Source organism: Peribacillus sp. YIM B13477 (assembly GCF_042787955.1).
Classification (GTDB): domain Bacteria; phylum Bacillota; class Bacilli; order Bacillales; family DSM-1321; genus Peribacillus; species Peribacillus frigoritolerans.
The window spans coordinates 38828-57034 of record NZ_JBHZPD010000017.1 but is presented as its reverse complement, the minus strand read 5'-3'; the positions used below and the strand labels follow the sequence as shown (position 1 = coordinate 57034).

The following is an 18207-nucleotide window of genomic DNA, read 5'->3' as shown; positions in this document are numbered from 1 at the left end:
TTGGGGGTTTCCCCCTGTGAGAGTAGGACGCCGCCAAGCCATTTAAAAAGATCAGCCATCCGGCTGGTCTTTTTTTGCTTAATGCAAAGAAAAATCATTGGATATAAAGGGATTATCAATTATGGAAACTTTTATGAAGACATACACGTATTGAAATTCTTCATCATACATTGTTAAAAGCATCCCCGGGTTCTCTTAAACTATTTAAATCAATGTATGCGAACAATGGTTTTTGGGGAGAATGCAGGTATGGAGGTGGAGATGTTGGGGACAACAACAACCAAAACAACGGCAGGGGAAACGTGCGCGGTTTGTGAACAAGTAAAAGGGATGGGTATACATCTATATACGACATTTATTTGTGAGGAATGCGAAAGGGATATGATCGGGACGGATACGAACGATCCCAAGTACCAATATTACTTAAAGAAATTAAGAAAAATCACTAATCCTGAAATATTATCATGAAAAAATAGTTTGTGGAAAGTTAAAGAATCAGAGATAAAAGAAATGTGTGTTTCTTTAGTCTCTGATTCTTTTTTTGGTACTTTAGAAGAATGCTTGGCAACATGCTCCCATGTTTCTGTATGTTCCCTCCAAACAGGCTGTTCAGAGACGCATAATTGCCATTCTGTCGGCGCAATATGAGATAAAATTGTACTTATTTGATAAAATGAAAAAATACTATGATATGAGGGAAGAGAAAAATGAATCAATCACAGACACCATTGTTCGATGCAATGAGTGCTTTTCATAAAAAAAGCTCCATATCCCTGCATGTCCCAGGGCATAAAAATGGATGGGTGTTTAATAAAAAGGGCCAAGCCTTATACAACCCCCTGCTTGGTATTGATGTCACGGAAATAAGCGGCTTAGATGACCTGCATGCTCCAGAGGGGGCCATTCTAATGTCCGAGCAACTACTCGCTGATCTATATGGGGTAAAGCGGAGTTATTTTCTCGTTAATGGGTCAACAGTAGGCAACATTGCAATGATTCTTGCTGCCTGCCGGGAAGGTGATAAAGTCCTTGTCCAAAGAAACTGCCATAAATCAATTTTACATGGATTGATGTTAGCGAATGTACAACCGATTTTTTTGCAACCGGATTATTATGAGAAATGGGGCATTGCCGGCGGTGTGGGATCAAATTTAATTAAAGAAGCCTTGAGTGTACATCCAGATGCAAAAGCCATCATTGTTACCTATCCTAATTATTATGGAATTGGTGAAGACTTGACGGAAATGGTAAGGCTCGCACATCAAAAGGGGATCCCTGTGCTGGTGGACGAGGCACATGGCGCTCATTTTCAGTTAGGAAGCCCGTTTCCCAAGTCGGCTATTTTGGCAGGGGCAGACGCCGTTGTCCATTCAGCGCATAAAACACTGCCGGCCATGACGATGGGGTCATTTCTTCATGTGAATTCATCCTTAATTGATGTCGATCAAGCATCATTCTATTTACAAATGCTTCAGTCCAGCAGTCCATCTTACCCAATTATGGGTTCGCTCGACTTGGCAAGGGCCTACTTAGCCGCTTTTACATCAGAAGATAAAAAATTCCTTATTGAAAAGATATCGGATTTCAGAGGAGAATTAGGTGCCCTGCAAACAGTAAGGGGGCTGGAGTCGCCGCCAGGCACCTTGGCAGACCCGCTAAAAGTAGTCATTCAATCAACAAATGGTTTAAGCGGATTTGAGTTACAGCAGCTATGTGAAGCCGAAGGCATATTTACGGAGTTGGCTGATCCTGATAATTTATTAATGATTTTACCCTTATTAAAAATGGGTACCGATTTTCCTTTTCATGAAATCATACAAACTATAAAAAGTGCCACTCAAGACAGAACTGGAAACAAGGAAGCAGATCTTCGGGTCCTCTCGCCTGATGGAAGGTCAATGACAGGGCTTGAAATGCCCTACTCTGTCATGAAGCATAGCAAAGCAAGACCTGTCGCATTACGGAAAGCAGTCGGAGAGGTATCCGCCGAGATGGTCATTCCTTATCCGCCGGGCATCCCTTTAATTATGTCCGGGGAAATGATTACTCCTGAACATATATTCAATTTGCGGAGACTGCTGGAAATGGGATCAAGGTTCCATGGTGGTTCCTCCCTTTCAAATGGAGAATTAATCGTTTATGAAAGCGGCCGGACTGGTTAAAATGATATACTACATACAAAGAACCTTGGAGGTACATCGATGAAACGTGGTATTTTTATAACAATGGAAGGGCCAGAGGGTGCCGGGAAAACAACCATTACCCAAATGCTTGGCAAGGCTCTGCAACAAGAAGGCTATCAAGTTCTATTAACCCGTGAGCCAGGGGGAGTTCCCATTTCGGAGCAAATTAGGGAAGTGATCCTTAATAAAGATAATACAGCCATGGACTCGAGGACAGAGGCTTTATTATACGCAGCAGCAAGGCGTCAGCATTTAGTGGAAGTGGTCATGCCTGAGCTGGAACGAGGGGGAATTGTCCTCTGTGACCGATTTATAGATAGTTCGTTAGCCTATCAGGGTCATGCAAGGGGTTTGGATATAGAAGAAGTTTACAATATCAATAAATTTGCAATTGGAGATATGATGCCAGATGCCACGCTCTTTTTTGATATCGACCCAGAAGAGGGATTGAGACGCATCCAGTCCAATGGGGAACGGGAAGTGAACCGGCTGGATCTTGAAGCCCTCGACTTTCATAAAAAAGTTTGTGAAGGGTATCAGTTCATTATAAATAGATGGAAAGAACGTTTCATTATCGTGGATGCAGGCCGGTCAATAGATGAAGTCTTTGAGGAAACGAAAGCCGGCCTATTGGATTTTTTAGCGAAAGCGGGAAACTGATTATATAGGTTTCCATATTATTCAACCAATACTATTTGATATAATGTAGTTAGTAAAAATTCAGAGTAACCGGAGGATGATGAGAATGAAAATGATCATTGCTGTCGTTCAAGACAAGGATAGTCATCGCCTGCTGAATCAATTAGTGGAAAATAATTTCGGAACGACCAAGCTTGCCAGCACTGGCGGGTTTTTAAAATCAGGTAATACTACTTTTATGATTGGAACAGAGGATGAACGTGTTGACCAAGCCATCCAGATCATCAAACAGAATTGTCAGTCACGATCCCAATTAGTTTCACCGGTTTCACCGATGGGCGGGAATGCCGAGTCATATGTACCATACCCAGTGGAGATTCAAGTGGGCGGTGCGACCATTTTTGTTCTGCCGGTTGAAAACTTTTTACAATTTTAACGGTTAGTTTCAGGGAGGTTCATTATGAAAACAACCATGAAATCCCTATTAAGCCGGATAAATCGCGTCAGGATGCCAAACAATTTCAAACCGGAAATGGAAGGTTTCAACAAATGGTCCAGACACAGGATCAAAAGATGCAAATCCAAACATTAAACCGTTTGATAGGCGATATTGAAGGGGCGGGTCAGCGTTTAGTAAGGTCACGTACTTTTAGGGAATTGGCAAAATATAAAGCATTGGTGAAACGATTTGTTAAAGAAGCGGTTGAATATGGACTGGAACTGAAGCAATCAACGAGCTGGAATGAATATGGACAGAGCCGGCCATTGAAAACCGTGGAAACGATAGATGCAAAATTAGTTGAGTTAAGCGAGGAAATTCTTAATAAAGAGAAAAGTTCCCTTGAAATATTGGAAATGATTGGCGAGATTAAAGGTCTTCTGATTAATTTATATACTTAAGTGAGTTGATGGTTTTGGATAAAACATGGCAGGACATGAGTGAAATTCAGCCGCAGGTAATGACGATGCTGCAAAATAGCATAACGAAGAAAAGGGTGGCTCATGCATATTTATTTGAAGGGGAAAAAGGGACAGGCAAGCAAGAGATAAGCTATGCCTTTGCCAAAAGCTTACTATGTGAAGCCCCGACAGCAGGTTATGAGCCATGCGAACTTTGTCGGAATTGCAAACGGATTTCAAGTGGGAATCATCCAGATGTCCATTTGATAGAAAAAGACGGTCTCTCAATAAAGAAAGAGCAAATCAAGGGGCTTCAGGAAGAATTTTCGAAAAAGAGCGTAGAGGCAGATCGGAAGGTTTATATGATTGCCGATGCTGACAAAATGTCGGTGGGGGCAGCCAACAGTCTATTGAAATTTTTAGAAGAACCTTCGGCTGATACTGTAGCAATATTGATGACCGAACAGCTTCAGAGGATTCTACCGACTATATTATCAAGGTGCCAAGTGATTTCGTTCAAGCCATTATCTCCGGAGAATGTGAAACGGAAGCTGATAGAACAGGAGTTAGAACCACAGCTGGCCTCAGTTATTGCCCACATCACACAGAATGTGGAAGCTGGAATCGAGCTTAGCCATGATGAATGGTTTGTACAAGCTCAAAAAATAGTGGTAAAATTATATGAAGTGTTAAAACTTAATTCCTTGAAGGCAATGCTGTACCTTCAGACGGATTGGTTCACACACTTTAAAGAAAGAGAACAGGTTGACAGAGGTCTTGATTTGTTACTTCTTATATATAAGGATTTATTATACATTCAGTTGGACAAAAAGGACTTCGTTGTGTTCCAAAATAAACTGAAGGAATTTGAAACTCACGCTCTTCATCTTTCCCCAAGACGCCTTGCTGAACATATGGGTTGCATTTTGGAAGCAAAAAGGAAGCTGATGTCCAACACGAATCCACAGCTGTTGATGGAACAGCTTGTGCTGAATTTGCAGGAGGGATCATGATTTGTATGATGTTGTAGGTGTCCGTTTTAAAAAGGCGGGCAAAATATACTACTTCGATCCGGGTGAATTCGCAATTCCTAAGGACGATTTTGTAATAGTGGAGACTGTCCGCGGTGTTGAATTCGGTAAAGTCGTTACAGCCCGTAAACAAGTAGATGAAAACGATGTTGTCCTGCCATTGAAAAAAGTACTTCGGGTCGCTGATGCAAAAGATAAGCTGATTGTAGACGAGAATAAGGCGGCTGCAGAAGAGGCTTACACTATATGTTGTCAAAAGGTTGTGGAACATAAGCTGGATATGAAGCTGGTTGATGTGTCATATACTTTCGACAGAAATAAAGTCGTGTTTTATTTTACAGCGGATGGTCGCGTGGATTTCCGTGATTTAGTCAAAGATTTAGCTGCCATATTCAGAACTCGCATAGAACTGCGCCAAATCGGGGTAAGGGATGAGGCAAAGATGCTTGGTGGCATTGGACCTTGTGGCAGAATGCTTTGTTGCTCCACATTTCTTGGAGATTTTGAACCGGTTTCCATCAAAATGGCGAAGGATCAGAATTTATCATTAAACCCTACAAAAATCTCAGGTTTATGCGGTCGATTGATGTGCTGTCTGAAATATGAAAATGATGAGTATGAAAGTGCGAAGGAAATGCTTCCTGATTTAGGTGAAATGATTAATACGCCTGGTGGCAAAGGCAAGGTAGTGGGGCTTAATATTCTAGAACGCGTACTTCAGATTGAACTAATCGAGCAAGAAAGAGTATTAGAGTATACTCTAGATGAGATTCTAAAAGAGGGAGCCGTTTCTATTCAAGCCACAGATTATTAAGGTGGTGGGAGAGCGTGGATAAGAAAAATATTTTTGATTCGGTGACCAATATGGAAACCCAGATAGGCCAATTATATAAGCAGCTTGGAGAATTGAAGCAGAACTTAGCTGAAATCCTTGAGGAAAATCAGTCGGTCAAGCTGGAAAACGAGCATTTGCGCCATCGGTTGGGCCTTGTGGAAGTCGAAAGTGCGCCTGCTGCAGTTAAGGTCAAACAAAAAGTGAAAAATCGTACTCCAAGTGCGGAAAAGGTTATGGATATCGGGGAAGGCTATGATAACTTAGCCCGTATCTATCAAGAAGGCTTTCATATTTGCAATCTGCATTTTGGCAGTTTACGAAAAGAAGGGGATTGCCTGTTCTGTTTATCTTTTTTAAACAAGAAGTGATAATGGATAATATAAAAGATGCTCCATCTCTTTTACGTGATAGATAGACCGTTTACAATATATAGTGATTCGGGGTCTGACGCATACTATGAGTCAGGCCCCTTTTTGTACGACAGTAACTTAGAAGCATGGTCCCTAAACATGCTTTTTCCATACATGATTAGGAGGGTAACAGCAATGGTAGAACTTAATGGAGATGAGCGCCTGGATTATCTTTTGGCTGAGAATTTAAGGATCATCCAGAGCCCATCGGTGTTCTCTTTTTCATTAGATGCCGTTTTATTATCAAGGTTCGTGAATGTACCGATCCAAAAAGGGAAAATCGTCGATCTTTGCTCAGGCAATGGGGTCATACCTTTGCTGCTGAGTACAAGAACAAAAGGGACAATTACCGGTGTAGAAATTCAAGAGCGGTTATATGACATGGCCCAGAGGAGCATGGACTATAATGGCGTGACCTCCCAAATCGAGATGATTCATGGAGATATAAAAGAAATTCCAAAGCAGATAGGGTATAGCAAATATGATGTCGTTACTTGCAATCCACCCTATTTCCCGACGCCATCCATCGAGGAAATTAACAAAAATGAGCACTTTGCAATTGCCCGACATGAAATCATGTGTAATCTTGAGGATGTCATGCGTGTTTCAAGCCAATTGCTGCGTCAAGGTGGGAAAGCCGCATTCGTTCATAGACCGGGCCGTCTGATGGATATCCTGCATTTCATGAGGATGTACAGAATTGAACCGAAGCGACTGCAATTCGTGTATCCTAAGAGTTCAAAAGAAGCGAATACGATTCTTATAGAAGGGATAAAGGACGGCAACCCTGATTTGAAGATTCTTCCCCCGCTTGTTGTATATAATGATCAAAATGAGTATAATCCCGAAATCAGAAAGATTCTATATGGAGAGGAATAAGCATTATTTTTATGTTTTAAAGTGCAGGGACGGCAGTTATTATGCTGGGTATACCAATGATTTGCACCGCAGGATTGATGTTCATAATCAAGGCAGGGGCGCTAAGTATACACGTGGCCGGACACCGGTTGAACTGATTTATCATGAAATATTCGAAACACGGACATTGGCCATGCAGGCTGAATATAAATTTAAGCAATTAACAAGAAAACAAAAGGAAAAGTGGATGGCAAAGGAGGATACATGATATGTGGCAGCAAAAGAGTTTTGAAAAAGAAGGATTGGAGCCGGCTCTATATCTGGTTCCTACACCGATAGGAAACCTTGAGGATATGAGTTTCCGGGCTTTAAGGATCTTAAAGGAAGCGGATGTCATTGCTGCTGAGGACACGCGAAATACGAAGAAATTATGCAACTACTTTGAAATTTCGACACCTATCGTCAGCTACCATGAACATAATAAGGAATATAGCGGGAAGCAAATGCTTGAGAGGCTTCGATCTGGAGAGGTCATCGCATTGGTAAGTGATGCTGGCTTGCCGACGATATCCGACCCGGGATATGAACTGGTCAAAGATGCCATTGCCGAACAGTTTAAAGTCATTCCGTTGCCGGGGGCAAATGCTGCATTAACTGCATTGATCGCTTCTGGACTGGTTCCCCAGCCTTTTTACTTCTATGGTTTTTTACAAAGGGGAGCAAAAGAAAAAAAGCAGGAACTGGAAAAATTAAAAAAAATGGAATCAACTTGGATCATTTATGAATCGCCACATCGATTGAAAGAAACATTGAAACATATGCATGAAATTTTAGGTGACCGTCGTATAGTATTATGCCGGGAATTAACCAAGAAATTTGAAGAGTTCATTCGAGGGACTGTGAGTGAGGCCTTGACATGGGCGGTGGAATCCGAAATTCGCGGCGAGTTCTGTCTAATAATGGAAGGCGGGCAATGGTCGGAGGATGAATCGGAAGAAGCTTGGTGGATGGCCCTAGATATCGTCGGTCATGTTAATCATTATATAGAATCCAAGCAGTTCACTTCAAAGGACGCAATCAAGCAGGTCGCAAAAGATCGCAATATGCAAAAACGCGATGTATATCAAGCGTTTCACATTGATATACAATAATAATAAGCATAAAAAAACTTCCGAAGAACGGAAGTTTTTTTATCATTTATTTAGAAGCAGTGAAGCTTTGTTGAATTTCTTGAATAAGTAATTCTGCACCTTCACGACTAAGAATCAATTTACCATTGGCAAGTGTAAGGTTGTTATCGGAAACTTCACCTGTAACTTGGCAAGTCATGTTTGGTTTGTATTTTTTCAAGATGATGCGCTCATCATCCACATAGATTTCAAGAGCGTCTTTCTCAGCGATACCCAATGTACGACGAAGTTCGATTGGAATAACCACCCGGCCTAACTCATCAACTTTACGAACAATACCTGTAGATTTCATTTAAAAAATTCTCCTCTCAGTTACAATCTAGTACCCTATTTCTATTTTTTTCGTCATTATTCGACAAATTTTTTTATAAATTTATAATACCAGCCATTCCCAAATTCGTCAATGATTTATTTTCATTTTTTTGTAAGAAATAGCAGGGGCCATTTCGTGTGACAAAATGGCTTTTAAAGAGAAAAAATCGGTTATGCCTTTAAAGTAAAGAAATGCAGGATACAAAGAACTGCTCACTTCACCACATTTCGACAAAGTATGCATATGAAAACATACTTCCCTATTATATGACTAAATATATTTTAGTTTCAAAACAAAAGTTCTGAATTAAGGATAATTTTCTGAAAAAGTTTGCGAATATGTGAGTTGTTGCACAAAAAAAGAAATTTAGGTATATTTTGTTGAGGTAAGAGGTAATGCTGACAGAAGGGAAGTACCCTTATTTTTAAGTTGAGTCTATTTATTATTTTTTTATTCTATTAACATGATGATTAGATTAGTGATTATTGTCGCACAGAATTGTATATAGCGTTAAAATAGAGATAATAGCTTAAATATATTCTTATGGCTTGGGCCAGTCCCATAGCCGGTTTTTCAAATGATGAGGAGGGAACGAAGTGCAAGATAAATTAAAAACATTCTATATCACGACACCCATATATTATCCGAGTGGCAATTTACATATAGGGCACGCGTATACGACAGTGGCAGGGGATGCCATGGCTCGTTATAAAAGGATGCGTGGCTTCGATGTCATGTATTTAACAGGAACTGATGAACATGGTCAAAAAATCCAGCGTAAAGCGGCTGAGGAAGGAATCACTCCACAGCAATATGTAGATAATATCGTATCAGGGATCAAAGAACTCTGGGAAAAGCTTGATATTTCATATGATGATTTCATCAGGACGACGGAAGATCGCCATAAAGAGGTCGTAGCCAAGATTTTCAAAAGGTTATTGGACCAGGGTGATATATATTTAGACCAATATGAAGGATTATATTGTACACCTTGCGAATCTTTCTTCACGGAACGTCAAGTCGAAGAGAGCAATGGAAACTGTCCTGATTGCGGCAGGCCTGTTGAAAAGGTGAAAGAGGAATCTTATTTCTTTAAGATGAGTAAATATGCGGATCGGTTACTTAAGTTTTATGAGGAAAACCCGGATTTCATTCAGCCGGAATCCCGCAAAAACGAAATGATCAATAACTTCATCAAGCCTGGATTGGAAGATCTGGCCGTTTCACGTACTACTTTCGATTGGGGCATCAAGGTGCCGGGAGATCCAAAGCATGTCATTTATGTATGGATTGATGCTTTGACCAATTATATAACGGCATTAGGGTATGGAACGGACAATGATTCTAAATACTTGAATTATTGGCCGGCCGATGTACATCTGGTCGGAAAGGAAATCGTTCGTTTCCATACAATTTATTGGCCGATCATGTTAATGGCTCTTGACGTGCCGCTTCCAAAGAAAGTCTTCGCACACGGATGGCTTCTCATGAAAGATGGTAAAATGTCCAAATCAAAAGGAAATGTAGTGGATCCCGTTACATTGATCGATCGTTACGGTTTGGATTCTTTACGCTACTATTTATTGCGTGAAGTACCATTTGGTTCCGATGGGGTATTTACACCGGAAGGGTTTGTGGAACGGATCAATTTTGACCTGGCCAATGATTTAGGGAATTTATTAAATCGAACAGTTGCAATGGTCAATAAATATTTTGATGGTGTGATTCCAAATTACGAAGGATCCAATGGCGAATTCGAAAAAGCTTTGCTTGAAATGAACCAAGAAACGGTTGGCAAGTATGAGGAAGCAATGGAAAACATGGAATTTTCAGTTGCACTGACATCCATTTGGCAACTCGTGAGCAGAACTAATAAATTCATTGATGAGACCCAGCCATGGACTCTTGCTAAAGATGAATCAAAGAAACAAGACCTTGCCAGTGTCATGGTTCATTTGGCGGAATCATTACGCAGGACGGCAATCCTTTTGAAACCGTTCTTGACGCAAACACCGGAAAAGATCTTTGCTCAGCTTAGCATTAAAGATGATGTGTTGAAATCCTGGGACAGTTTAGCGGAGTTCGGTCAAATTCCTGCTGAAACAAAAGTCTTGAAGGGAGACCCGATTTTCCCTCGTTTGGATATGGAAGAGGAAGTTTTATATATTAAAGAACAAATGCAGGGGGATGCCCCTAAGGCCGAGGAAAAAGTGGAAGAGACGATTCCCGAGGTTGATGAAATCACTATTGATGACTTTACAAAAGTGGAGCTGCGTGTTGCTGAGGTAATGGCAGTTGAGCCTGTAAAGAAGGCGGATAAGCTTCTTAAACTTCAGCTTGATTTGGGTTATGAGAAACGGCAAGTCGTATCAGGCATTGCACAGCATTATAAACCAGAAGATTTAGTAGGCAAAAAAGTGATATGTGTCACGAATTTGAAACCTGTTAAACTTCGTGGCGAGCTCTCTCAAGGAATGATTTTGGCGGGAAGCCAGGATGATGTGCTCTCAGTCGCTACAATAGATTCATCGATTCCAAATGGTTCAAAGGTGAAATAAACGGATGAAAACATAAAGGTGTTTCATATGAAACATTTTTATGTTTTTTTCTTTATGCTTTTGGAAAAAGTAACGTAATATAGGTTTAGTTTTTGGTTCTACATTTATTAATTGGGCATACAGCCTCTTTTGTAATCTGTTTGTTACCTAAATGTGAAACATAAAACTTTCATTTTTTTATAAAATAGTGCTAGAAAGGAAGAAAAATAATGCTATTTGACACACATGTACATGTTAATGCGGAACAATTCAACGAGGATCTCGAAGACGTAATAGAAAGAGCTAAGGAAGCAGGGGTCGATAATATGGTAGTCGTTGGTTTTGACCGGCCTACCATTATAAGGGCAATGGAATTAATAGAAACTTATGATTTCATGTATGCCGCAGTCGGATGGCATCCTGTGGATGCTATAGATATGACAGAAGACGACTTACAATGGATCGAGGAATTATCCAATCATCCAAAGGTTGTGGCCATTGGGGAGATGGGCCTGGATTATCATTGGGATAAATCTCCGAAAGATGTTCAAATGGAGGTGTTCAGGAAGCAGATTCGATTGGCCAAAAAGGTGGGGCTGCCCATTATCATCCATAATCGGGAGGCGACCGCGGATATCGTGAACATACTGAAGGAAGAAGAGGCATCAAGGGTTGGAGGCATCATGCATTGCTTTAGCGGAAGTGCGGAAACGGCTTTGGAGTGCATCAATATGAATTTTTATATTTCATTGGGAGGCCCTGTGACCTTCAAGAATGCAAAAAAACCTAAGGAAGTGGCAGCAGCCGTACCTTTAGACCGTTTACTGATTGAGACCGATTGTCCATACTTGGCTCCACATCCATATAGAGGGAAGCGTAATGAACCTTCATATGTGAAACTTGTCGCTGAACAAATTGCAGAAATCAAACAACTTACAATAGAGGAAGTTTCCCAGGCAACAACGGAAAATGCCAAGAAATTATTCGGCATTAACTGACATTTTTTTTTACAATATCTCCCGGGGTTTGCTAGCTAAAATCGATTTTTTTGAGGTTTCTACAAATTTCACTCCAACTATAGGCTTATTATGTCGAGAAGTCGCCCTTTCCTTTTCAATATGGAATATGCATAATAGGTAGTAATTTCCTGAATGAGAAGTGAATGGGTTGACAGCTTGATAACTAAGTCTATATAATCACCGGGAGGAAGGAGGAGTTTTTCATTCTATTAAAAACTATGAAAAACCTTATTCCCAAACCTTTTGGGAAGAAGAGAATGGCAATGGCCATTTGCAGTGCTATTCTTGTTTCTACAGCATTGGGAATACTTATATATCAAGGAACAAAGGATACAGTAACAATCATGCTAGATGGAAAAAAAGAGGTAGTGCGTACACACGCGGCTACTGTAAATGATATGTTGGAAGATTTAGAGATTAAGGTTCAAGCCGCAGACTATGTCCACCCATCAAGAGCCACAAAGGTTGATGATGATTTGGAGGTGGTTTGGAAGCCTGCACAAAAAATCGTCATGGTACAGGATGGTAAGAAGAAGGAAGTCTGGTCCACCGCAGATACGGTAGATGAACTTTTAAAAGACCAAAATCTAAGTGTGAAGGAACAGGATAAGATCACCCCTTCAAAAAGTACGAAGCTGAAAGCGAATATGGAAGTTGCCATAGACAAAGCCTTTTCACTGAAATTAGTGGTGGGTGGAGACGAAAAGCAGGTATGGTCAACTTCGACTACTGTCGCTGACTTTTTAAAGCAACAAGGAGTAAAACTCAATGATTTGGATCGAGTTGAGCCAGAATTAACGGAAAAAGTTAAAGCTGAGAATACGGTAAACGTAGTTCGAATTGAAAAAGTCACCGATGTAGTGGAAGAACCAGTTGACTTTGCTGTCATAACTAAAAAAGATGACTCCTTATCAAAAGGGAAAGAGAAAATTGTCAAAGAAGGAAAAGATGGACTCGTTTCCAAGAAATATGAAGTTGTTAAAGAAAATGGCAAAGAGGTCAAAAGAGAATTACTTTCAGAAAAAGTAGTTAATAAAAAGCAGGATAAAGTTGTAACGGTCGGAACTCGAACGACGGTTGCGCAGGCATCACGGGGAGTAACTAACGTTAGTTCTTCAAGTGGAAAGGAAATATACGTATCTTCAACAGCTTATACTGCCAGTTGTAAGGGCTGTTCCGGAGTCACGTCCACAGGAGTAGATCTAAAGAGTAATCCGGGTGCGAAAATCATTGCTGTCGATCCAAGCGTAATTCCCATGGGGTCGAAAGTATATGTAGAGGGATATGGCTATGCTGTAGCAGCTGATAAAGGCGGAGCAATAAAGGGAAATAGGATTGACGTCTTCTTTTCTTCAAAAAATGATGCCTATCGCTGGGGTGTAAAGAGAGTAAAGATTCGCGTATTGGACTAATAAGGTTTCTCTCGCAGGAGATGAATTCGTCTCCTGTTTTTTGCGTTTTATTTTCCATTTGTTGAAAAACCCCATGTAAAACTGTTTTAATAAGATAGACGTCTCACCATTTCATAAGATTTCAATTTATGCGTGTAAACTTTCATAAATGATCTTCTCTACCTAAAAAAGTTTTTTACGGGGGACCGGTTACGTTTATCCAAGAGCTAATCAAAGCGCTTGCGCTTTTCTGTATGGAGGAAACCATGAAAAAGATTAAAGAAATTATTATTGTAGAAGGAAAAGACGATACGGTGGCGATAAAAAGGGCTGTTAATGCTGATACAATAGAAACCAACGGATCAGCGGTGAATGAGTCCTGTATTGAACAGGTGAGGCTTGCACAAAAGACACGTGGAGCCATCATTTTCACTGACCCTGATTTTCCTGGTCAAAAAATCAGGAATATCATTTCAGAACAAGTAAAAGGGTGTAAACACGCCTTTTTAACGAAGAAGGAAGCCCTTCCTAAGTCAGGTAGAGGAATTGGTGTGGAACATGCTTCTCCTGAGGCAATTCGTAATGCTTTAAAGGATGCCCAAATAATGGATGAAGAGGCTTCAGAAGAGATTTCACAGCAGGATTTAATAGATGCAGGTTTAATCGGGGGATCCGGTGCCAAGGAACGAAGGGAAAAACTTGGATCTATATTAAAAATCGGGTTTACTAATGGTAAACAGTTATATAAGAGACTAAAAATGTTCCAAATATCAACTGAGGCTTTTGAAAAAGCGATGGTACAGATAATTCAGGAGGAAAAAAATGAATAAGGATATTGCAACCCCTGTCAGAACGAAAGAAATATTAAAGAAGTACGGATTCTCCTTTAAAAAAAGCTTAGGCCAAAACTTTTTAATCGATACGAATATCTTGAAACGTATTGTCGAACATGCCAATTTGACAGAGGAAAGCGGCGCCATCGAAATTGGGCCGGGAATCGGGGCATTGACGGAACAACTGGCGAAAAGCAGCAAAAAGGTTGCGGCCTTTGAGATTGATCAGCGTCTACTGCCCATTTTATCGGATACACTGTCTCCCTATAACAATGTAAATATCATTCACGGGGATGTTCTTAAGGCTGATGTCAAGAAGGTCATCGAGGATGAATTTGCCGGATTCTCGGACTTGATGGTTGTTGCAAACCTGCCATACTATGTCACGACACCGATCATTTTAAAGCTATTGTCCGAGGACTTGCCCATTAGAGGCATCGTGTGCATGCTGCAAAAAGAAGTGGCTGACCGAATTGCCGCAAAACCTGGGACAAAGGAATATGGTTCTTTATCCATTGCCATTCAATATTATACAGAAGCCGAAACAGTGATGATCGTACCAAAAACGGTATTCATGCCTCAGCCTAATGTTGATTCAGCTGTAATCCGCCTTACTAGGCGTGTGAAGCCAATCGTCGAGGTCCTGGATGAGGATTTCTTATTCACTGTGACCCGGGCATGCTTTGCACAGCGTCGGAAAACGATTTTAAATAACTTAACCAGTCAGATGCCAGATGGTAAATCAAAAAAGGAACACATACTTGCCGCTCTCGAAGCCGCGGAAGTGGATCCTTCCAGACGCGGCGAAACATTGAGCATCAAAGAATTTGGCCGCTTAAGTGATGCGTTATTGCCGAACTTCAAATAAAGAAAATGTGAAAGATTCAAGTCGGAATGGGGTTACGCCCAGCTTCCGGCTTTTTTTGTTTTGAAATTGGTCCATCATGATGGAACATACCCGAAAATGTAACCAATCTCCACCTTTCACCATTCAAGATTGATTCGCATAACTTAAGAATGAAAATAAACTAGGGCGGGCTGAAAATAAGTCTTCTCATGGGGTGGGGCCATGAATATTCAAATAAACGATATTGTTGGTCGGGTATCTTATAAATGCGACGTGTTGTTCCGGGTAATTGATATTCGTGATATTGACGGAAGGCGTGAAGCTATTCTTTATGGGGAAGATATCCGACTGATTGCAGATGCACCTTTTCAAGATTTAATGCTTATTAATGATAATGAAAGAAATGATCGACAAAGGTCGAATGAGGTACTACAAGAACAATCTGACCGCTTATTAACGCAAGATCTAGAGCTGCAACAACAAAAAAACGGCTATCAATCCAGTAATGGCTATCGGTATAGCGGTGAATATTTCCAAATACCAGGGAGGGTGCTCCATGTTGATGGGGATGCATCTTACTTAAGGAAATGCATGGATCTATATCAGAAATTCGGTATTCCGGTCAATGGCATCTATTGCAATGAAAAGGAAATGCCCCAAAGGATCGGGGGGTTGCTGGATCATTATCGGCCGGACATTCTTGTTGTCACCGGTCATGATGCCTATTCAAAATCAAAAGGACCGATGTCCGATATTAATGCCTACCGTCACTCAAAGGATTTTGTACAGACAGTAAGAGAAGCGAGAAGGAGGGTTTCTCATTTAGACCAACTGATTATATTTGCCGGGGCTTGTCAGTCGCATTTTGAATCGCTGATCCAAGCGGGTGCAAATTTCGCAAGTTCTCCTTCCCGTGTTAATATACATGCTCTTGATCCGGTATATATCGTCGGAAAGATAAGCTTTACGCCTTTTTCCGATCATATTCATGTATGGGATGTCCTTCGGAATACATTAACGGGAGAGAAGGGGCTTGGGGGAATTGAGACAAAAGGGGTGTTGCGGACCGGGTTGCCTTTCAAGCCATTTCAGGAAGAATGAACGAGCTGCATTTTGAAAGAATGCAGCTTGCTTTTAGTAGGGGGAGAATTCGGATATCCTCACAAAAAAATGGGTTATTTGTGGAGCAATGTTCGTAGGCAATGATTTAATTACGAAAATTCGGCTTAATAAATAATGGAATAGTTCGTTTACATAATTTTTCATTTCCCAGGATATAATAAAATTGTTCGCGATTTTGCCGAATTTCAGATAAAAATATATTGACTACATTTTTAAGTGCTGATATAATTTATTATTTTGTTTGCGTATATTTCTAAATTGTGATATACTTAACTTAGTGAGGTGGACCGAAAATGCCAAAAACTCTAGCTGATATTAAAACTGCACTTGATTCAAACCTGGGTAAAAGATTGCTCTTAAAAGCAAACGGTGGAAGAAGAAAGACTGTAGAACGATTTGGAACTTTGGCGGAAACTTATCCGGCTGTTTTTGTAATTGAGCTCGACCAAGATGAAAATGCGTTTGAAAGAGTATCTTACAGCTATGCGGATGTTTTAACGGAAACCGTGGAACTAACATTTTTAAACAAACAACAAGAGATGTAACTTAAACGAGGCAGCTAACAATTTTGTTTGCTGCTTTTTGTTTTGTATAAAATATCCTGTGAGTCCCAATAAAGGCTTAAAAAGGATGTAATGAAATAGCGTATGTTGCAAACACTAGGCATGTGACGGCATGTGAAAGGGGTTGCTTCGCTTGAGCAGGAAAAAAGGGATTATGTCAAATGATCTTAAAGAGGAATTGGCTAAGGAACTTGGATTTTACGATGTTGTCCAGAAAGAAGGCTGGGGAGGAATCCGGGCCAGGGATGCAGGGAACATGGTAAAACTTGCTATCGAAAAAGCACAACGTCAATTGGTGAACAAAGAGTAAGATAAAACACTTAATTGTATCATGCCGTCATGTTGATGGAAGCCGGACTCTTTATACAATGTATAGCTCTATTCATTTTTGCTTACATTGTAGTTAAGGAGTCTGGTTTTTTTATGTATCGGTGAATGCTATTTGGATATGTAGCAAGTCTTTTGGGATGCAGGAAGTGGTTGCTCCCCAATGTGCCTACATGTGTCTATTCTCCTCTAAGGGCCAATCTTAGTTTCATTACATTGAAATTACGATGAAAAAACCTTTAGAATATAAACAAATATGATAGAATAGGACAAGAACTTTTAAGAACGTTAAAGTAGGTGGACATATTGAAGCTTATGGAAAAAGCCCCGGCTAAAATTAATTTGGCTTTGGATGTGCTTTTCAAACGGCCTGATGGGTATCATGAGGTGGAAATGATCATGACGACAGTCGACCTTGCCGATAGAATTGAACTAAAGGAAATAACGGGAAATCATATTCAAATTCTATCCCATAATCGATTTGTTCCGGATGATCATCGGAATTTGGCTTATCAAGCTGCATTTATTCTAAAGGAACGTTTTGGGATCAATAAAGGTGTTTCCATAACTATAGAGAAAAATATACCTGTAGCCGCAGGACTCGCTGGTGGCAGCAGTGATGCCGCAGCAACCTTAAGAGGCTTAAATAGACTGTGGAAGCTTGGTCTTTCCATGGATGAACTTGCGGAAATCGGAGCTGAAATTGGCTCTGATGTTTCATTTTGTGTATATGGAGGTACGGCATTGGCCAGAGGGCGCGGGGAAAAAATCACGCATCTTCCTGCACCGCCAAAGTGCTGGGTCATCTTGGCCAAACCGACGATCGGCGTTTCGACTGCCGATATATACAAAAGGCTCCAAACTTCAAAAATGGAGCATCCGGATGTACCTGGAATGATTTCGGCTATTATGGAAAACAATTATCACGATGTATGTGAAGGGTTGGGGAATGTTCTTGAACAAGTGACATTGCAGTTATACCCGGAGGTCGCGAACATTAAAGATCAAATGAAGACATTTGGAGCAGATTCGGTCTTGATGAGCGGAAGCGGTCCGACCGTTTTTGGTTTGGTGGAACATGATTCGCGCATGCAGAGGATTTACAATGGTCTTCGCGGATTTTGTGATCAAGTCTATGCGGTCCGTTTACTGGGTGATCGAAACAATCTTGAATAGAAACGTACATTAGTGGTATAGTTGCTATATAAT

General features: G+C 40.6%; 21 protein-coding genes. 20 read left to right on the top strand and 1 reads right to left on the bottom strand.

What is annotated here, in order from left to right:
- Positions 1-249 precede the first annotated feature (249 nt).
- The 11 genes from ACFX4H_RS25835 to rsmI all read left to right on the top strand — a co-directional run bounded on the left by ACFX4H_RS25835 (position 250) and on the right by rsmI (position 8007).
- Entirely contained in the window at positions 250-468 is a 219-nt protein-coding gene (locus ACFX4H_RS25835) for a sigma factor G inhibitor Gin (RefSeq protein WP_081088802.1), read from the top strand.
- A gap of 239 nt (positions 469-707) precedes the next feature.
- Entirely contained in the window at positions 708-2162 is a 1455-nt protein-coding gene (locus tag ACFX4H_RS25830; RefSeq protein WP_377436484.1) for an aminotransferase class I/II-fold pyridoxal phosphate-dependent enzyme, read from the top strand.
- Positions 2163-2201: 39 nt separating this feature from the next.
- Entirely contained in the window at positions 2202-2843 is a 642-nt protein-coding gene (tmk, locus tag ACFX4H_RS25825) for a dTMP kinase (RefSeq protein ID WP_034316371.1), read from the top strand.
- A gap of 85 nt (positions 2844-2928) precedes the next feature.
- Complete coding sequence (locus ACFX4H_RS25820) at positions 2929-3258, top strand: cyclic-di-AMP receptor (RefSeq protein ID WP_034316369.1); 330 nt, start codon at positions 2929-2931, stop codon at positions 3256-3258.
- Positions 3259-3299: 41 nt separating this feature from the next.
- A complete protein-coding gene (locus ACFX4H_RS25815; RefSeq protein WP_377436485.1) occupies positions 3300-3722 on the top strand; it encodes a YaaR family protein in 423 nt (140 codons plus the stop codon).
- A gap of 8 nt (positions 3723-3730) precedes the next feature.
- Positions 3731-4735, top strand: coding sequence for a DNA polymerase III subunit delta' (gene holB, locus ACFX4H_RS25810; RefSeq protein WP_152608007.1), 1005 nt, complete (start codon positions 3731-3733; stop codon positions 4733-4735).
- A 1-nt stretch (position 4736) separates the two neighbouring features.
- A complete protein-coding gene (locus tag ACFX4H_RS25805) occupies positions 4737-5567 on the top strand; it encodes a PSP1 domain-containing protein (RefSeq protein WP_034316366.1) in 831 nt (276 codons plus the stop codon).
- A 14-nt stretch (positions 5568-5581) separates the two neighbouring features.
- Positions 5582-5956 carry a DNA replication initiation control protein YabA gene (yabA, locus tag ACFX4H_RS25800; protein WP_034316364.1) on the top strand — a complete coding sequence of 125 codons (375 nt, stop codon included), beginning with the start codon at positions 5582-5584 and terminating at the stop codon, positions 5954-5956.
- 177 nt (positions 5957-6133) lie between these two features.
- Positions 6134-6877, top strand: coding sequence for a tRNA1(Val) (adenine(37)-N6)-methyltransferase (locus ACFX4H_RS25795; protein ID WP_063589577.1), 744 nt, complete (start codon positions 6134-6136; stop codon positions 6875-6877).
- Positions 6864-7124 carry a GIY-YIG nuclease family protein gene (locus tag ACFX4H_RS25790; RefSeq protein WP_034316360.1) on the top strand — a complete coding sequence of 87 codons (261 nt, stop codon included), beginning with the start codon at positions 6864-6866 and terminating at the stop codon, positions 7122-7124. The genes ACFX4H_RS25795 and ACFX4H_RS25790 overlap by 14 nt, the downstream gene beginning before the upstream one ends.
- A 1-nt stretch (position 7125) precedes the next feature.
- Complete coding sequence (gene rsmI, locus ACFX4H_RS25785; RefSeq protein WP_377436483.1) at positions 7126-8007, top strand: 16S rRNA (cytidine(1402)-2'-O)-methyltransferase; 882 nt, start codon at positions 7126-7128, stop codon at positions 8005-8007.
- Between the two features lie 46 nt (positions 8008-8053).
- On the opposite strand, the gene ACFX4H_RS25780 is transcribed toward rsmI, so the two are convergent.
- Positions 8054-8338 carry a transition state genes transcriptional regulator AbrB gene (locus ACFX4H_RS25780; protein ID WP_034316356.1) on the bottom strand — a complete coding sequence of 95 codons (285 nt, stop codon included), beginning with the start codon at positions 8336-8338 and terminating at the stop codon, positions 8054-8056.
- A gap of 617 nt (positions 8339-8955) precedes the next feature.
- On the opposite strand from ACFX4H_RS25780, the gene metG reads away from it, so the two are divergent.
- The 9 genes from metG to ispE all read left to right on the top strand — a co-directional run bounded on the left by metG (position 8956) and on the right by ispE (position 18174).
- On the top strand, positions 8956-10917 hold the full coding sequence (gene metG / locus ACFX4H_RS25775) for a methionine--tRNA ligase (protein WP_095679967.1): 1962 nt from the start codon (positions 8956-8958) through the stop codon (positions 10915-10917).
- A 209-nt stretch (positions 10918-11126) separates the two neighbouring features.
- Positions 11127-11894, top strand: coding sequence for a TatD family hydrolase (locus ACFX4H_RS25770; RefSeq protein WP_034316352.1), 768 nt, complete (start codon positions 11127-11129; stop codon positions 11892-11894).
- Positions 11895-12172: 278 nt separating this feature from the next.
- On the top strand, positions 12173-13327 hold the full coding sequence (locus tag ACFX4H_RS25765) for a G5 and 3D domain-containing protein (RefSeq protein WP_241637883.1): 1155 nt from the start codon (positions 12173-12175) through the stop codon (positions 13325-13327).
- 245 nt (positions 13328-13572) lie between these two features.
- Positions 13573-14136, top strand: a complete 564-nt coding sequence (gene rnmV / locus ACFX4H_RS25760) for a ribonuclease M5 (RefSeq protein ID WP_034316348.1) — start codon at positions 13573-13575, stop codon at positions 14134-14136.
- Positions 14129-15007 (top strand): 16S rRNA (adenine(1518)-N(6)/adenine(1519)-N(6))-dimethyltransferase RsmA, encoded by an 879-nt coding sequence (rsmA, locus tag ACFX4H_RS25755; protein WP_034316346.1) that lies wholly within the window; start codon positions 14129-14131, stop codon positions 15005-15007. The genes rnmV and rsmA overlap by 8 nt, the downstream gene beginning before the upstream one ends.
- A gap of 201 nt (positions 15008-15208) precedes the next feature.
- On the top strand, positions 15209-16087 hold the full coding sequence (gene yabG / locus ACFX4H_RS25750; protein ID WP_034316344.1) for a sporulation peptidase YabG: 879 nt from the start codon (positions 15209-15211) through the stop codon (positions 16085-16087).
- A gap of 314 nt (positions 16088-16401) precedes the next feature.
- Positions 16402-16653, top strand: a complete 252-nt coding sequence (veg, locus tag ACFX4H_RS25745; RefSeq protein WP_034316343.1) for a biofilm formation stimulator Veg — start codon at positions 16402-16404, stop codon at positions 16651-16653.
- A 151-nt stretch (positions 16654-16804) separates the two neighbouring features.
- Positions 16805-16981: a small, acid-soluble spore protein, alpha/beta type gene (locus ACFX4H_RS25740; RefSeq protein WP_034316340.1), complete on the top strand. Its 177-nt coding sequence runs from the start codon at positions 16805-16807 to the stop codon at positions 16979-16981.
- Positions 16982-17304: 323 nt separating this feature from the next.
- A complete protein-coding gene (ispE, locus tag ACFX4H_RS25735) occupies positions 17305-18174 on the top strand; it encodes a 4-(cytidine 5'-diphospho)-2-C-methyl-D-erythritol kinase (RefSeq protein WP_034316338.1) in 870 nt (289 codons plus the stop codon).
- The last annotated feature ends 33 nt before the right edge of the window (positions 18175-18207 follow it).

Coding starts and splice junctions, on each gene's coding strand:
- ACFX4H_RS25835 (WP_081088802.1), top strand. CDS start 250: ATGGAGGTGGAGATGTTGGGGACAACAACAACCAAAACAACGGCAGGG.
- ACFX4H_RS25830 (WP_377436484.1), top strand. CDS start 708: ATGAATCAATCACAGACACCATTGTTCGATGCAATGAGTGCTTTTCAT.
- tmk (WP_034316371.1), top strand. CDS start 2,202: ATGAAACGTGGTATTTTTATAACAATGGAAGGGCCAGAGGGTGCCGGG.
- ACFX4H_RS25820 (WP_034316369.1), top strand. CDS start 2,929: ATGAAAATGATCATTGCTGTCGTTCAAGACAAGGATAGTCATCGCCTG.
- holB (WP_152608007.1), top strand. CDS start 3,731: ATGGTTTTGGATAAAACATGGCAGGACATGAGTGAAATTCAGCCGCAG.
- ACFX4H_RS25795 (WP_063589577.1), top strand. CDS start 6,134: ATGGTAGAACTTAATGGAGATGAGCGCCTGGATTATCTTTTGGCTGAG.
- ACFX4H_RS25790 (WP_034316360.1), top strand. CDS start 6,864: ATGGAGAGGAATAAGCATTATTTTTATGTTTTAAAGTGCAGGGACGGC.
- rsmI (WP_377436483.1), top strand. CDS start 7,126: ATGTGGCAGCAAAAGAGTTTTGAAAAAGAAGGATTGGAGCCGGCTCTA.
- ACFX4H_RS25780 (WP_034316356.1), bottom strand. CDS start 8,338: ATGAAATCTACAGGTATTGTTCGTAAAGTTGATGAGTTAGGCCGGGTG.
- ACFX4H_RS25770 (WP_034316352.1), top strand. CDS start 11,127: ATGCTATTTGACACACATGTACATGTTAATGCGGAACAATTCAACGAG.
- ACFX4H_RS25765 (WP_241637883.1), top strand. CDS start 12,173: ATGGCAATGGCCATTTGCAGTGCTATTCTTGTTTCTACAGCATTGGGA.
- rnmV (WP_034316348.1), top strand. CDS start 13,573: ATGAAAAAGATTAAAGAAATTATTATTGTAGAAGGAAAAGACGATACG.
- rsmA (WP_034316346.1), top strand. CDS start 14,129: ATGAATAAGGATATTGCAACCCCTGTCAGAACGAAAGAAATATTAAAG.
- yabG (WP_034316344.1), top strand. CDS start 15,209: ATGAATATTCAAATAAACGATATTGTTGGTCGGGTATCTTATAAATGC.
- veg (WP_034316343.1), top strand. CDS start 16,402: ATGCCAAAAACTCTAGCTGATATTAAAACTGCACTTGATTCAAACCTG.